The following is a 14,813-nucleotide window of genomic DNA, read 5'->3' on the forward strand; positions in this document are numbered from 1 at the left end:
CATCAGAACCAATCAATGAAACCAGATCCAAACCCAGCCACCAATCAACCCAAATCAACCACCACCATGCCCAAGCCTAAACCCAAACACAGCAATCACTACCAACCATACCACCAAGCCCTCTCAGACCCAGCAATCCAGCCAGCAGCCAAACGCCACCAACGTATCCCTTCCTAGCCTATTCACAAACCTCAAAGAACAAAACGACGGGACCTTTGATCCCGCCGAAAACTTTAGCATCAGCGAAAACATAAGACGCCGCCGCCGATGTGACTGATCTATTACAGCCAGCTTACGCCGTCAACCCCTTATTGCCCGCCAATCGTGAAACCAGCGAACAAAAAGCGGAATCCCCTGAGCAAGCGTGGTTTTGGGAGTGAAACCGGTCAGCGCGTTGAGGGCTTGGATGTCCGCACATGTCTCGATCGGATCGGCGGCCGGCCGCGGCGTGTCGCGAATCAACGCGCGACACCCGAGTTCGGACTCCAGCAGAGCAACCAGATCGATCACCAGCTCCGACCGGTGATTGCCGATGTTGAACAGACGATGCTCCCCCATCTCGGTCGCTGGCCGGTCGACAACGCCGAGCACGCCGGTCACGATATCCTCGATGAATGTGAAATCGCGCTTGAGTCGTCCCCCTTCATAAAGGGTGATCGGCCGCCTCTCCATCATGGCTTCGGCAAATCCGAAATATGCCATATCGGGGCGCCCCCATGGCCCGTAGACCGTAAAAAACCGCAGACCGGTCTGCCGCAACCCGTACAGATGACTATAAGCCACACTCATCATCTCATCGGCCCGTTTAGTGGCCGCGTAGAGCGATTGCGGTAGGTCGGCGCGAGCCAACTCGCTGTAGGGCAAGGCGGATCCCGCACCATAAACCGACGAGGAACTGGCATAAATCAGATGTTCGAGCCGCGGAGCATGCCGCGCTACCTCCAGCACCGACAAATGCCCGGTCAGGTTTGAGGCCGCGTAAGCGAACGGATTGTCGATCGAGTAACGAACCCCCGCCTGTGCCGCCAGATGCACAATAACCTCGGAGGTCGCCGCCACTTCACCCAGCGCGACGTGGTCGGTGATGTCGATCGCCCGGAATGCGAAGCGCGGGGAGGACTGCAGCTGGGCCAGCCGGGCCTGCTTAAGCCGCACATCGTAATAATCGTTGCAATTATCGACGCCTACCACGAAGTCACCCCGCGCCAGCAAAGCTCGGGCGACATGGAAGCCGATAAAGCCGGCAACGCCGGTGATCAGAATATTCATCCGCCCGACCCGGTCAGACGATCTTCCAGCAATTCGAGAATAATATGGCCGAGGGTGATATGGCATTCCTGAATGCGCATCGTCTCGTCATCGGGCACCACGATCATCCGGTCGCACAGCGCAGCCGCCGCGCCACCATCGCCGCCGAGCAGCCCGACCGTGCTGATCTGCATTGTCCGCGCTACCTCCAACGCCCGGATCACCGAAGGCGACCGACCGGAGGTGGTGATCCCGAACAACACATCACCCGCTGACCCCAATCCCGAAAGGGGACGCGCGAACACTTCCTCGAACCCGAAATCATTTCCCGCAGCGGTCAGCACTGCCGGATCGAGCGTCAAGGCAATCGCCGGCCACGAATTCCGGGCAACCGAGCCGCGTAACCGTATCAACAACTCGGTCGCGAGATGCTGGGAATCCGCGGCCGACCCGCCATTGCCGCAGAACAACAACTTGTGCCCATGACGCAAAGCGGTCTCGCAGAGATCGACGATCGCGATGATTGCGCCGGAATCACGCCCCAGTTCGCGTTTCAGCGCCGCCGACCGGTCGAGCGACCGGGCGATATGCGCCGCCTCGGCCGCTTCACTGCGCAATCCATCCTCCATCGATCGACAATGCGTCACCGGTCATGGTGTCGGCGGCATCCGAGCAGAGGAAAACGCAGAACGCACCGATCTTCTCGGGTGTGGTGAACGCCAGCATCGGTTGTTTTTCGGCCAGCAGCGCAGCCGACTCGGCGGCAACGCTGGTCCCGTTCGCAGCAGCACGTGCCGCGATCTGGGCTTCCACCAATGGCGTCAGAACCCAACCGGGACAGATCGCGTTCACCGTGATCCCCTCATTCGCACATTCGATCGCGGCAACCTTGGTGGCGCCGATGACGCCGTGCTTGGCCGCGACATAAGCAATCTTTCCAGCACTGCCGACCAGGCCATGGGCCGATGCGATGTTGATCACCCTGCCCCACCGCCGCCGTTTCATCGCCGGCAAGGCGAATTTCATCCCATGAAACACGGCGGAAAGATTGAGGGCGATGATCGCGCTCCAGCGCTCCTCGGGAAACGATTCGATCGGCGCGACATGCTGAATGCCGGCATTATTCACCAGAATATCGAGCGAACCGAATTCTGTTTCGCAAAACTCGACCAGTTCGGCGACAGCCGCCGCCTGCGAGACGTCGGCAGCATGATACCGCACCCGACCACCCGCAATTGCCGCAAGCTCGCCACGCACTCGTTCGATTTCGGCGGCATCGCCAAACCCGTTCAGCACCACGGATGCTCCCGCCTGCGCCAGCGATCTCGCAATGCCAAGCCCGATCCCGCTGGTCGAGCCTGTCACCAAGGCAACTTTTCCGGTCAAACTCACGTCGGTACCCCTTCAGGTTCAACCGCCGTTCTGAGCCAAGCTCCGCCTGCCATCAAGCCGGCAAACCGCAGGACAACCATAAGAAAAAAGAGCCAGCGACCTTAATTGATCGCTGGCTCCACGTGGCTGCGGGGGTGGGGGAATCCCGCGCCAGTCAGACAACGCCCTGATGTTACGGCATCACTACGCGGCGTCGCGTCTGATCCGTTGCTCCGAGATCAACCGATGAAGACTGCAATGCGCTGCTCCCCATGGTGGTGTAACCTGACGTCTGGAAATTCATTTTGGGTTGGGAGTTGGTGCCCTTGCCGGGGCATGCCCCGGCAAGGGCTGTTCATTCTGGTATTCCATGCAGTTGTTCACACCAACATGGAGACCGATGAATGGACGCCAAAAAGGATACGATTATCGAGGCACTTTTGGAACATCTGATCGAAAACGGCGCAGGCGATATCGCCACGGTATTTGCCAGGACCTTCGAACTCGCCATGCAGATCGAGCGCGAACGCTTCCTCCACGCCAGTCACTACGAGCGCAACCCCGATCGTCAGGGTTACGCCAATGGCTACAAGCCCAAGCGGATCGATACCCCGGCCGGGTCGATCACCGTCGATGTCCCCAAAACCGCCGGTCACGTGGGCGAACCCTTCTACCCACAGTCCCTCGAACGCGGCCGACGCTCGGTCCGCGCCGTCATGGTCGCCGTCGCCGAAATGTACATCAAAGGCGTCTCCACCCGCGACGTCGAGGCCGTCATGCGCGAATTCGGCATCGAAAGCCTCTCCTCCGCTCAGGTCAGCCGCGCCAGCAAGCTGCTCGATGACGAACTCGCCGCCTGGCGCACCCGACCCCTCGCCGAGATCCGCTACCTCATCCTCGACGCCAGATATGAAAAAATGCGCGATAATGGCGTCGTCCGCGATGCCGCCGTGCTCTCGGCCATCGGCATCGGACCCGATGAACGCCGCCGTGTCCTCGGCGTCTCGGTCGCCCTTTCCGAGGCCGAAGTCCATTGGCGTGCCTTCCTCGAAAGCCTCCATCAGCGTGGCCTGCGAGGCGTCGAATTCATCGTCTCCGATGACCATGCCGGATTGCACGCCGCACGCCGCGCCGTCTTCGGCGCCGCACACTGGCAACGATGCCAGTTCCACCTCGCCCAAAACGCCATCCACCACGCCCCCAACCACGCCATCCGCAAACGCATCGGCGCAGAACTCCGGACCGTCTGGAACGCAAATTCCCTCGCCGCTGCCCAGATCGCTCTCACAACCCTCGTCAATGCCTATCGCGACACCGCACCAAAGCTCGCCGATTGGCTCGAACGAAATATCCCCGAAGGCCTCACCGTCTTCACACTGCCAGAACCCCACCAGCGCCGGCTTCGCACTTCCAACCCCATGGAACGCGGCATCCAGCAGGAACTCAAACGCCGCACCACCAAAATCAGGGTCTTCCCCAACGAAGCCTCCCTCGAACGCCTCGTCAGCGCCGTCCTCGTCGAAATCGATGAAAAATGGGCCGCCGACACCAAGGGCTACATCAAGTGGGACTACCAGGATGCCTGACCCCCGCTCGCCCTATTTTCCAGACATCAGGTTGCTCAATCCTCCCCATCGGTCCGCCCCGGAAAATTCATCGCTACCGGCGGGCATCATTCTACCCGCAACTTTACCAAGATCCGGTTTACAAACCCCATAATCATCAGACACGCGATGATACTGAGTAGACCCTGCAAGCCGAACAATGGTCCCGTCGCTTGCTAAAACGGTGCGAACCATCCTTCAGATGCAGCATTACAAAATAAATTTATTCACGACATCGTGAATACCCGGCTCAGGAAATCGGTCGCCGTCGATTGGCACGGGTCTGCTCCCGCCACTGCCGCTTCACCGCCGCTTCCGCGCGCTTGTCGCCGCGTCGCTCAAGATAGGCCATTTCGCGATTGAGTTTGACGTAGTCAGCCAGTCGCCGCGCTTCGATCCTGCCATCCTCGATCGCCTCGCGCACGGCACAGCCGGGCTCCGCCTCATGCCGACAATCGGAAAAGCGGCACTGTGCTGCGAGTACCGTGATGTCGGTGAACGCATCGTCCAGCCCTTCCGGCTGCCACTGCGTGATCGCGCGGATCCCCGGCGTATCGAGGATCATGCCTCCACCATCGAGCAGGAACAGATCGCGGCTGGTGGTGGTGTGACGACCGCGACCATTATCATCCGTGATCGACGTCGCCTGACGCTCATACCCCAGCAGGCGATTGACCAGGCTCGATTTCCCGACACCGGACGATCCAACCAGAAGCGCCGTCTGCCCCGGCCCGATCAGCGCCCGAAGCGCGGGAATGCCCTCGCCCGTCCGGTTCGAAACCTGATGGACAGCGACCCCCGGAGCTTCCAACGCGAGTTGCACGATCATCGGCGCGGCCAGACCCAGATCGGTCTTGGTCACCACGATCAAAGGCACCGCACCGGACCCGAATGCCGCGCCGAGCAGACGTTCGAGCCGCCTGACCGAGAAATCCGCATCAGCCCCGGTCACGATGAACACGTAGTCGATGTTGGCCGCAATGATCTGTTCGCCCCGCGCGACGTCGTGCCGGGTCAGATCACCGACGGCACGGGCGAATTTGGTGCGGCGCGGCAGGATCGCGTCGATCGTGGCGGCACCGGCCTCGATCCGGGCAATCACGAAGTCACCCACGACCGGCAGGCCATAACCCGCATCGTGATGATGCATGCGACCGGCGCACTGGGCACGCAGCGTGGCCCCGGTGCATGCGAGTTCGTAATGCCCGCGATGATGAGCGATGATCCGGCCGGCAATCTGGCCAGGTTCGGCGGTTTCGGCAAAGGCACGGGCGAGCGCGGGGCTCCATCCCAGATGGTCGATATCGTCCATGACGATCAGGCTCCGTGTGCTGGAAGTCGCAATCGGGCCTGATGATCCGGGAAGGTGCTCGTCAGGCGCGGGGCGAATTGGCGCGATTTGCGCCGGGGCGATCCACAATGACTGTCATGATGCCCTCCTTCTGACCGAGTGCCCTGGCTCTTCAGTGGACCATTGGGGCCGATCTGTCGAGGTCATTCTTCAATCTCGTGGAATTTCGTGTAGTCGATGGCAAAACTGCCGTCGGGGGCGCGGTCGAAGATATCCGCGAACCGGCTGCCAAACTTGATATCGCTGAAATTATAGATGTGACGGGCGGCAACCGTGGATAAAAGCGTATCGTCGAGGCCGGTGAGCACACAAATGAACACCCAGTGCGCCGCCGCGAGATCGTCGGCGGCGAGTCCGTGAAGCGGGCTGGTTTCGGTGATCCGATGCATCACCGACCATGAAAGAGCGAGCGCCGGTGTGCGGGTGCGGACCAGATCGAGGTCGATCAGGCGCCGCGTATTCCCGCCTTCGGGCTCGACTTCATCGCGCAGGATCGAAATCGTCATTTCCGCATTGGTCAGCGCGTTGCGCCGCCGGTTGGCCACCCGGAAGGAAAGGGTCGGAACCCCGCCGATCTCGTGGATCACCGCAAGTCGGGAAAACATGACGCGCGCCTGTGGACGCGAGAGGCGGGCGAAGAGCAGGCCGGTGGCAAGGGCGGTCGACAGCAGACCGATGATGATCTCGACGCTGGCAACCGAATTGGCGAGCACCGTCTTGGGGTAGAGCACACCGTAACCGGTCGTCGAAAACGTCTGCACCGAGAAGAATACCGCGTCGCCGTAATCACCGGGACGCGCCCCGCCGATACCGCCGATCAGCCAGTAGACCGTCCCGAACGCCAGGTTCATCAGCGCGATGCCGAGCGCCATCAGCCCGAGCAGTGCGATCACCCGCATCGTCATCAGCGCGTAGAACAGATCGGACAACCCGAGCCGCGCCAGACCGCGCCGCTCGATCCGCCGCAGCATTTCCGCCGAGAACGGCGCCGGCGGGTTACGCCGACGCCTTCGGTTCGTGCGGGTGGTCAGGACTGCTGGCGACGGAGGAACGCAGGAATATCGATCCCGATCTCCTCGTTATGCGCGAGGCGCACGGCCGGGCGCGGCTCGCCCTGCTGGATCGGTGCCGGTTGTGCATGCGGTGCCGGGGCTGCGTATTGCGCGGGGGCGGCCTGGGGAGCAGGTGCCTGATAGTGTTGGGGTGCCGCCTCCTGCGGCATCGCATAGGTCTGCGCCTGGGCTTCCGGACGCTGATATTCATTCGCCATCGGCTGCGGTGCGACCGCACCTCGGAACCCATTGGTCATCCGGCTGAACAGGCTCGCCTTGCGCGCCGGCTCGGCCGGGTTGCGCGGTGCGTCGCGATAGGCGGCGGGCGCGGAAATCGGGGCGCGCATCGGCGGCTCGGCCTGAGGCATCGCCTGGGTCATCGTCTGCGGCTGGGACGCATGGGCCGCAAACTGCGGTGCCTGGGGCTGCATCGGCTGCGGCTGATGATGCTGCGGCTGCGGCTGCGAATGCGGGGACATCGGCTGAGCCGGTACCACGTTCAGAACCGGCGGCTGATGGGTCGCACCGGCATGGGTCGTCGCAACCGCATCGGCCATCATGCCGCCGCCGCCCATCGCCACGAGTTTCGGCCGTTCCGACTGCGCCGGTGCGGCTGAATCGATCCCGGTCGCCACGACGGAAATCCGCACCCGCCCGCCGAGATTTTCATCGAGCGCCATGCCGACCATGATGTTGGCGTCCTCATCCACTTCCTCGCGAATGCGGTTGGCCGCCTGGTCGAGTTCGAACAAGGTCAGGTCCGAACCGCCGGTGATGTTGATCAGCAGCCCGCGCGCACCCTTCATATTGGTATCTTCGAGCAGCGGGTTGGAAATCGCGGCCTCGGCGGCGCGGATCGCGCGATCCTCGCCCTCGGCCTCGCCGGTGCCCATCATCGCCTTGCCCATTTCCGACATCACCGAACGAATATCGGCGTAGTCGAGATTGACCATGCCCGGCACCACCATCAGGTCGGTCACGCCGCGCACACCCATGTAGAGCACATGGTCGGCCATCTCGAAGGCTTCCTTCCAGCCGGTGCGCTCGTTCGCCACCTTGAACAGGTTCTGGTTCGGAATGACGATCAGGGTATCGACGTAGTTCTGCAGCTCGGTGATGCCCTCATCGGCCGATTTCAGCCGCCGCCGCCCCTCGAACGAGAACGGCTTGGTCACGACGCCGACCGTCAGAATCCCGCGCTCCCGCGCCATCCGCGCGATCACCGGCGCGGCCCCGGTTCCGGTGCCCCCACCCATGCCGGCGGTGATGAACACCATGTGCGCGCCATCGAGATGGCGGGCGAGATCCTCGGCGGCTTCCTCGGCGGAGGCCTTGCCCACTTCGGGCCGGCCCCCCGCGCCGTTGCCCTGGGTGATGTGCGGCCCGAGCTGAATGCGCCGTTCCGCGCGCGAGAGAAGCAGCTGCTGCGCATCGGTATTCGCGACCACGAAATCGACGCCCGGCAGATTCAGCGCGATCATGTTGTTGACCGCATTGGTCCCGCCGCCGCCGACACCGATCACCGTGATCCGGGGGGTGAAATCGGTGTGGCTGGTCTTCTGGATGGTGAGGTTGAGAGTCATGGCTGCATCTCCTGGCAGGCGGGCGTTGAGCGTTTTGCGAAAAGGGGAGGGTTGGAGCGCGTCATCTCAGAGGCGCCGTTTGAGGAAAGCAATGATACCGCCGATAATCCCGGTCGGGCTTTCGGCGGTGAAATCGAGATCGTGCAGGGTTTGGCCATCGCCGGTGGCAAAAGCGAGCAGCCCGATCAACGTTGCGAAATTCGGCCCGGTCGCGGCATCGGGCAGGCCGATCACCCCGAACGGCCGGCCGAGACGAACCTGACGGTTGAGGATATGCGCGGCCAGTTCCCGCGCGCCAACCAGTTGCGCCGCCCCGCCGGTGAGCACGACCCGCGCCCCGGCAGCGCGGCCGAGTCCGGAGGTTTCGATCCGGTCGCGCGCCAGCTCGAAAATCTCCTCAAGGCGTGGCCGGATGATCGAGACCAGTGCGCTGCGCGGTACCTTCGAAATCTGGTGCTCCGCCTCGCCCACCATCGGCACCGGCAGGAGTTCGCGGGCATCGTCCGGGCTTTCCTGGCAGGTGCCGTACAGGGTTTTCAACCGCTCCGCATGGGCAACCTGAGTCGAAAGCAACCGCGCGACATCGTTGGTGACGTGAATGCCGCCGATCGGCAATTGCGCAGTGTGCAGCAGATGGTTCTCGGCAAAAACCGAAATCGTGGTGGTGCCGCCGCCCATGTCAATCACGGTGGCACCGAGTTCGCGCTCATCTTCCACCAGGGTCGCTAGCCCCGAGGCGAAGGGCGCGGACACCATGCCCGAGATTTCAAGCTCGCAGCGTTCGAGGCAGGCGGTGAGGCTCTTGATCGCGGTGGTCGCCGCGTCGATCACATGGAGCTGCGAGGTCAGCGTATCGCAGTACAGCCCGCGCGGATCGGCAACCCCACCGGTCTCGTCGGTCGCGAAGTTCAGCGGCAGCGCATGGATCGTGCCGCGCCCCTCGGAGGCCGCCCGCGCCCGCGCCTCGCGCACCACGCGGCGAATGTCGTCCCCGGTCACCGCCCTGCCGTCGATCGGCCATTGCACGTTGAACAGGCGCGATTCCGGCTGCCCACACGACAGGTTCACGATGACCGATTTGAGCCGCATGTCGGCCTGATCCTCGGCGGTCCCCACGGCGGCCCGGATCGCGCGTTCCGCCTCGTCGAGATCGACGATCCCGCCGGATTTGATCCCCCTGCCCTTCTGCCAGCCGAAGCCGAGCGCGCGCAGCCGCCCATCGGAGTCCGCGCGCCCGATCAGGCAGGCGATCTTGGTCGAGCCGATATCGAGCACGCCGAACGGGCCGGAGCGCATGGGCCGGGGTCGCGCGGTATCGGGCCGCGAATCCCCCTTCTGCGGCGGCAAGGCGGTGCGGCGGGCCATGTCGTTCACGCTGAATTCCTTTTCATGACGGGTGGCCGGGCGCGGCGGCAGCGTCGGTGATGAAACCCTTGGGATAAGGGCGCACCACGAGGCGGTCGGCGAGACGCAGATCGATGGTGCGAACCGGGCGCTCCAGCAGCTTGATCCGATCCTCCGCCTCCACCAGCCGGGCCATCGCCGCCCCTTCGTGCTGATCGGGCAGCTTGATCGTGGTGTGATCGCGCAGCAGCAGGTTCCAGCGCAGATCATCGATCCGTTCGGCAGCCACGACATGTTTCGCGATCGCCGGATACCGCTTGAGCAATGCCAGTAAGGCCGCGGCGTGTCCGGGCACCCCGGCGCCAACCAGAAGCGGCAGGTCCGGATCATGGGCGCGGGCAGCGGCGGCATCATGCCCGTCGAGCACCGTGCCATCCGGCCCGATCAGGGCAAAACGATTATCCGGCTCCTGCCAGATCGCAACAGGCCGGCGCTCGACCACCTCGACCCTGATGGTATCAGGCAGGATGCGTTCCACCGTGGCGCTGCGCACCGCGCCGAGAGCAGCAATCCGCCGTGCCGCGGCTTCGGGCGAAAATCCCAGGATCGGCATACCGTGGCGAACCCCGAGCGCGCGCTCCACCGCCACGCGCGGCGTCGTGGTCGCCCCGTCGATCTCGATATGCGCGACCCGCATCCCGCCATCGGCCATCAAATCGGCGAATCCGGCATGAACCGGCCTGAACAGCGCGGTGATGCCGCGCACGCCGAGCGGCACGACCACCAGCACCACGATCACGATCGCCCCGATCAGGGCCGGCTTGCCCGACTTGCGGAACCGCCGCAGCAACAGGGTCCGCGCACTCGGACGATCCTGGATTTTCGGCTTGCGGGTTTTCACACTCGACATGCGGCGTGCTCCACCATCCAGGCGCAGAGTGCCGGGAAATCCATGCCGCAATGCGCCGCCTGCTCCGGCAGCAACGAGGTCGGCGTCAGGCCCGGCTGGGTATTCACCTCCAGCAGAACCAGCCGGTCGGTCTCGTCGTCGTAGCGGAAATCGGCCCGGCTCGCACCCCGGCACCCGAGCGCGCGATGCGCCGCCACCGCGGCATCCTTGGCCCGCTCCGTCACCGAAGGCGCGACCCGCGCGGGAATATCGTGGCGCGACCCGCCTTCGGAATATTTGGCGTTATAGTCATAGAAGCCGTCAGCCCGGATTTCCGTCACCGCGAGCGCCCGCCCTTCGAGCACCGCGACCGTGAGTTCGCGCCCCGCGATATATTCCTCGGCCATCACGGCGTCCCCGAACGGCCAGTCGCGCGCGATATCGGCACGACGGTTATCGCCGTTGCGAATGATGAACACGCCCACCGAAGACCCCTCGTTCACCGGCTTGAGCACGTAGGGACGCGGCAGCGGATCGGCCTCGGCGAGTTCGTCGCGCGGCACGATCCGGTGCTGCGCCAGCGGCAGGCCGGCTGCGGCGAAAGCGGCCTTGGCCACCGATTTATCCATCGCCATGGCAGACGCCCGAACCCCGGAATGGGTGTAGGGTATCCCCATATAATCGAGCACGCCCTGAATCGTGCCATCCTCGCCGAACCGTCCGTGCAGGGCATTGAACACCGCATCGGGCGGCGGCGTCAGGGCCGCGATCACCGCGCCGAGATCGGCACCGACCAGGATCGGCAGCACATCGTACCCTGCCGAGTTCAGCGCCGCGATCACCTGTTGCCCGGAGGCGAGACTGACCTCGCGTTCGGCGGAAATCCCCCCGAACAACACAGCCACCCGCTTGATGCCACCGCCGCTCATCGCGCGCCCCCCGGCTTCACGCCGAGCCGCCTGATTTCCCAGCGCAGTTCGATACCGGTTTCCGCCAGAACCCGCGCACGCACCGCATCGCCCAGCGCCTCCAGATCCGCAGCCGTCGCCGCCCCACGATTGATCAGGAAATTGCAGTGCTTTTCCGATACCTGCGCATCACCGATCACCATGCCCCGGCATCCCGCCTGATCAATCAGCTGCCAGGCCTTGTGGCCATCGGGATTGCGAAAGGTCGACCCGCCGGTACGCGCACGGATCGGCTGGCTCGCCTCGCGATTGGCCTTGATCGCGGCCATCCGTGCCGCGATCGCCACCGGCTCATCGGGATGGGCGAACAGGCGCACCCGCAGCACGATGCCCCCGGGCGGGAGCGTCGCGTGACGATAGGACAAGGCAAGATCCGCCGCGCTGAGCCGGTTGATGCTGCCATCGCGCCCGACGATCTCGGCCCAGTCCAGCACGTCCCTGATCTCACCGCCATAGGCGCCCGCATTCATCGCGATGGCACCGCCAAGCGACCCCGGAATGCCCGATAGAAATTCGAGCCCGCCCAACCCCGCCGCCGCCGCATGATCGGCGATGGTGACATCGAGCGCTGCCGCCCCGGCGACCAGCCCGTCCGCCTCGATCGCGACATCGCCGAACCCCCGCGCCAGCCGGATCACGATGCCCGGAATCCCGCCATCGCGAATGATCAGGTTGGACGCCGCCCCGATCACGGTGACCGGCAGTTCCGGGCTGAGCGCGGCCAGAAACCGTGCCAGATCATCGTCATCCTGCGGCCGCAGCAGGTATTCCGCTGCGCCGCCGACGCGGAACCACGTGCTTGCCCCCAACGGCGCATCGAAGGTCACCCGGCCGCGCGCCGCCGGCAGCGTCTCACGCCAGTCGTGCCGGATCGCCGCCGCCATCATCGCGCACCCCCCGGCCCGCGCGACAGCGCCTGCAACTGCGCCGGCAACGCCTGCGCCCATTGGGTGATGTTGCCCGCACCCAGACAGACCACGAAATCCCCGGTCCGCGCGATCGCCTTGATCATTTCCGCCAGATGATCGGGGCTCGCCAGCGGCACCACCGCCCGGTGCTGATGCGCCCGCAGACCATCGATCAGCGCATCCCGGTCGATCCCTTCGATCGGCTCCTCCCCGGCGGCATAGACATCCGCGACGATGACGGTATCGGCATCGTTCATGCAGGTGCAGAAATCCTCGAACAGCGAAGCGAGCCGCGAAAACCGGTGCGGCTGCACCACCGCGATCACCTCGCGCGCGCCAGCCTGCCGCGCCGCCTTCAGCACCGCCGCGATCTCGACCGGGTGATGGCCGTAATCGTCGATGACGGTAACCCCGCCGACCTCGCCGGTCTTGGTGAACCGCCGCTTGACCCCGCCGAACCCCGCAAGCGCCGCCCGCAGATCGACCTCGGGCACCTCCATCTCGATGCCGATGGTGATCGCCGCGAGCGCGTTGGAGACGTTATGATTGCCCAGCATCGGCAGACGGAACGGCCCCATCCGGCGGGATTTACCCCCGATCCGGTCCGACAGGCGCACCTCGAACGTCGCCCCGTTGCGGTCGGACATGATCCGCTCGGCGCGCACATCGGCCTGCGGCGAAAATCCGTAGGTGATCAACCGGTGATCCGACAGGTCCGGGATCATCTGCTGGACCGCCGGATGATCGATGCAAAGCACCGCGAAGCCGTAGAATGGAATATTGGCGACGAACTGCCGGTAGCCCGCCTCCATCGCCTCGCGTGTCCCCCAATGATCGAGATGCTCGGGGTCCATATTGGTCACCACGGCGATCACCGAGGGCAGGCGCAGGAAACTGCCATCGCTCTCATCGGCCTCGACCACCATCCAGTCCCCGGTGCCGACCCGCGCATTGGTGCCGTAGGCATTGATGATCCCGCCATTGATCACGGTTGGATCGAGCCCGGCCCCATCGAGCACGGCGGCGACGATGCTGGTCGTCGTGGTTTTGCCATGGGTCCCGCCGATCGCGACCGACCAGCGCAGCCGCATCAGTTCGGCCAGCATCTCGGCGCGGCGGACCACCGGGATCAGCTTGCTGCGCGCGGCCTGAACCTCGGGATTGTCGCGCGGCACCGCCGTCGAGATCACCACCACCTGGGCAGTGCCCAGATTGGCCGCGGCATGGCCGATCGCGACATTGATCCCGGCAGCGCGCAGACGCTGGACATTCGGGCTTTCGGAAATATCCGAGCCCTGCACAGCGTAGCCCAGGTTATGCAGCACCTCGGCGATGCCGGACATGCCAATCCCGCCGATGCCGACGAAATGGATCATCCCGATTCCGAGCGGCATCGCCCTCATCGCACACGCTCCGCCACACAGGTCTGCACCAGATCCGCGAGACGCCGCGTGCCATCGGCAATGCCGCAGGCGGCAGCGGCGGCCGCCATCGCCGCAAGCCGGCCCGGCTCGGCCACTAGCGTCTCGATCGCGCGGGTCAGGAGTTCCGGGCTCAATCCCGCCTGATCGAGCCTGAGCGCGCCACCCCGGCGGGCGATGGCATCGGCGTTATGGCGCTGATCGGCATTGATCGCGAGCGGAATGAACAGGGCCGGCCTTCCGATCACCGCCAGTTCAGCCACGGTCGATCCGCCGGCACGGGCGATCACCAGATGCGCGGCGGCGATCCGCGACGCGACATCGGCGAAGAACGGCGCAAGAGTATGAGCGATCCCGGACCGATCGAGCACGATCCGCGCCGCCGCGATCTCCGCCTCCGGGCATTGCATGACGAGGTCGATCCGCCGGCGCAGCGCTTCGGGCAATCCGGCCAGCGCGGCGGGAACCAGGCTCGCGAAAATCCGCGCGCCCAGCGATCCGCCAAGCACCAGCAGCGCGATCCGATCGACCGGCGCGGCATAGGGCGCCCCGGTCAGTTGCACCACCGCCGGGCGCACCGGGTTGCCGGTCAGCGTGGTCCTGATCCGACGCGGCACCGCCTCGGTCTTGATGAAACTGGTCGCAAGATGATCGGCGAAGTGCGCGAGCACACGGTTCGCCCCGCCCAGAATGGCGTTCTGGTCGTGCAGGATCACCACCGGGCGGGATTTCAGCCCGAGCGTCGCCATCACCGGCGGCACCGAAGGATAACCGCCGAACCCGACCAACGCGGCGGCATCGAGCGTCGCGAGCACACGCCGCGCGGCACCGGTCCCCCGCGCAAGCTGGCGCAAACCGGCAACGACCCGCGCCGGGCTCCGCCCCGCAAGACCCGCGCCGTCGAGCACATGGCGCTCGCACCCGGCGAACACCGAGGATTGCACCGCACCGGACCGCTGATCGGTCATCAGCACCACGCGTTCGCCGCGCTGCATCAGCACATCGGCCACCGCTTCGGCGGGAAACAAATGCCCGCCGGTACCGCCCGCCGCAATGACGATGGGTTTCAGCATC

The 14,813-nt window shown here is 64.7% G+C and carries 14 protein-coding genes (1 of these 14 running past the window's edge); 2 read left to right on the forward strand and 12 right to left on the reverse strand.

Annotated elements, in window-relative coordinates; translation table 11 throughout:
- Positions 1–177: the 3' portion of a hypothetical protein gene (locus SIL87_RS14950; RefSeq protein WP_319613302.1), read on the forward strand. It extends 147 nt beyond the left edge of the window; the window shows 177 of its 324 coding nt (coding positions 148–324); its start codon lies off the left edge, out of view; its stop codon occupies positions 175–177.
- A gap of 123 nt (positions 178–300) precedes the next feature.
- Here the strand turns inward: SIL87_RS14950 and SIL87_RS14955 are convergent, their stop codons facing one another.
- The 3 genes from SIL87_RS14955 to SIL87_RS14965 are packed head-to-tail and all read right to left on the reverse strand — an operon-like array spanning position 301 to position 2,613.
- Positions 301–1,269 (reverse strand): NAD-dependent epimerase/dehydratase family protein, encoded by a 969-nt coding sequence (locus SIL87_RS14955; protein ID WP_319614922.1) that lies wholly within the window; start codon positions 1,267–1,269, stop codon positions 301–303.
- Positions 1,266–1,865, reverse strand: coding sequence for a D-sedoheptulose-7-phosphate isomerase (locus SIL87_RS14960; RefSeq protein ID WP_319614923.1), 600 nt, complete (start codon positions 1,863–1,865; stop codon positions 1,266–1,268). The genes SIL87_RS14955 and SIL87_RS14960 overlap by 4 nt, the downstream gene beginning before the upstream one ends.
- The gene (locus SIL87_RS14965; protein ID WP_456304832.1) at positions 1,855–2,613 is read right to left on the reverse strand and encodes a 3-hydroxybutyrate dehydrogenase; all 759 of its coding nucleotides are present in this window, start codon (positions 2,611–2,613) and stop codon (positions 1,855–1,857) included. The genes SIL87_RS14960 and SIL87_RS14965 overlap by 11 nt, the downstream gene beginning before the upstream one ends.
- A 410-nt stretch (positions 2,614–3,023) precedes the next feature.
- Here SIL87_RS14965 and SIL87_RS14970 point away from each other — a divergent pair, with 410 nt between their 5' ends.
- Positions 3,024–4,205 (forward strand): IS256 family transposase, encoded by a 1,182-nt coding sequence (locus tag SIL87_RS14970; protein ID WP_319612316.1) that lies wholly within the window; start codon positions 3,024–3,026, stop codon positions 4,203–4,205.
- 268 nt (positions 4,206–4,473) lie between these two features.
- On the opposite strand, the gene rsgA is transcribed toward SIL87_RS14970, so the two are convergent.
- From rsgA to SIL87_RS15015, 9 genes are all read right to left on the reverse strand, one after another.
- Positions 4,474–5,535, reverse strand: coding sequence for a ribosome small subunit-dependent GTPase A (gene rsgA / locus SIL87_RS14975; protein ID WP_319614925.1), 1,062 nt, complete (start codon positions 5,533–5,535; stop codon positions 4,474–4,476).
- A gap of 182 nt (positions 5,536–5,717) precedes the next feature.
- Positions 5,718–6,545, reverse strand: a complete 828-nt coding sequence (locus tag SIL87_RS14980) for an ion channel (protein WP_319614926.1) — start codon at positions 6,543–6,545, stop codon at positions 5,718–5,720.
- 56 nt (positions 6,546–6,601) lie between these two features.
- Entirely contained in the window at positions 6,602–8,209 is a 1,608-nt protein-coding gene (ftsZ, locus tag SIL87_RS14985; protein WP_319614927.1) for a cell division protein FtsZ, read from the reverse strand.
- Between the two features lie 66 nt (positions 8,210–8,275).
- Entirely contained in the window at positions 8,276–9,583 is a 1,308-nt protein-coding gene (gene ftsA / locus SIL87_RS14990; RefSeq protein WP_319614928.1) for a cell division protein FtsA, read from the reverse strand.
- Between the two features lie 13 nt (positions 9,584–9,596).
- Entirely contained in the window at positions 9,597–10,463 is an 867-nt protein-coding gene (locus SIL87_RS14995) for a cell division protein FtsQ/DivIB (RefSeq protein ID WP_319614929.1), read from the reverse strand.
- On the reverse strand, positions 10,451–11,371 hold the full coding sequence (locus tag SIL87_RS15000; protein WP_319614930.1) for a D-alanine--D-alanine ligase: 921 nt from the start codon (positions 11,369–11,371) through the stop codon (positions 10,451–10,453). The genes SIL87_RS14995 and SIL87_RS15000 overlap by 13 nt, the downstream gene beginning before the upstream one ends.
- The gene (murB, locus tag SIL87_RS15005) at positions 11,368–12,297 is read right to left on the reverse strand and encodes a UDP-N-acetylmuramate dehydrogenase (RefSeq protein WP_319614931.1); all 930 of its coding nucleotides are present in this window, start codon (positions 12,295–12,297) and stop codon (positions 11,368–11,370) included. Before murB ends, SIL87_RS15000 begins: the two co-directional genes overlap by 4 nt.
- A complete protein-coding gene (gene murC / locus SIL87_RS15010) occupies positions 12,294–13,721 on the reverse strand; it encodes a UDP-N-acetylmuramate--L-alanine ligase (RefSeq protein ID WP_319614932.1) in 1,428 nt (475 codons plus the stop codon). The genes murB and murC overlap by 4 nt, the downstream gene beginning before the upstream one ends.
- The gene (locus SIL87_RS15015; protein ID WP_319614933.1) at positions 13,718–14,812 is read right to left on the reverse strand and encodes a UDP-N-acetylglucosamine--N-acetylmuramyl-(pentapeptide) pyrophosphoryl-undecaprenol N-acetylglucosamine transferase; all 1,095 of its coding nucleotides are present in this window, start codon (positions 14,810–14,812) and stop codon (positions 13,718–13,720) included. Before SIL87_RS15015 ends, murC begins: the two co-directional genes overlap by 4 nt.
- Position 14,813 lies beyond the last annotated feature (1 nt).

This window comes from Acidiphilium acidophilum (genome assembly GCF_033842475.1).
GTDB classification, from domain to species: domain Bacteria; phylum Pseudomonadota; class Alphaproteobacteria; order Acetobacterales; family Acetobacteraceae; genus Acidiphilium; species Acidiphilium acidophilum.

Excerpts from the sequence above, each read along its gene's own strand:
- ftsZ (WP_319614927.1), bottom strand. The coding sequence starts at position 8,209 with ATGACTCTCAACCTCACCATCCAGAAGACCAGCCACACCGATTTCACC.
- murC (WP_319614932.1), bottom strand. The coding sequence starts at position 13,721 with ATGAGGGCGATGCCGCTCGGAATCGGGATGATCCATTTCGTCGGCATC.
- SIL87_RS14955 (WP_319614922.1), bottom strand. The coding sequence starts at position 1,269 with ATGAATATTCTGATCACCGGCGTTGCCGGCTTTATCGGCTTCCATGTC.
- SIL87_RS14970 (WP_319612316.1), top strand. The coding sequence starts at position 3,024 with ATGGACGCCAAAAAGGATACGATTATCGAGGCACTTTTGGAACATCTG.
- SIL87_RS15000 (WP_319614930.1), bottom strand. The coding sequence starts at position 11,371 with ATGAGCGGCGGTGGCATCAAGCGGGTGGCTGTGTTGTTCGGGGGGATT.
- murB (WP_319614931.1), bottom strand. The coding sequence starts at position 12,297 with ATGATGGCGGCGGCGATCCGGCACGACTGGCGTGAGACGCTGCCGGCG.
- SIL87_RS14995 (WP_319614929.1), bottom strand. The coding sequence starts at position 10,463 with ATGTCGAGTGTGAAAACCCGCAAGCCGAAAATCCAGGATCGTCCGAGT.
- SIL87_RS14980 (WP_319614926.1), bottom strand. The coding sequence starts at position 6,545 with ATGCTGCGGCGGATCGAGCGGCGCGGTCTGGCGCGGCTCGGGTTGTCC.
- rsgA (WP_319614925.1), bottom strand. The coding sequence starts at position 5,535 with ATGGACGATATCGACCATCTGGGATGGAGCCCCGCGCTCGCCCGTGCC.
- SIL87_RS15015 (WP_319614933.1), bottom strand. The coding sequence starts at position 14,812 with ATGCTGAAACCCATCGTCATTGCGGCGGGCGGTACCGGCGGGCATTTG.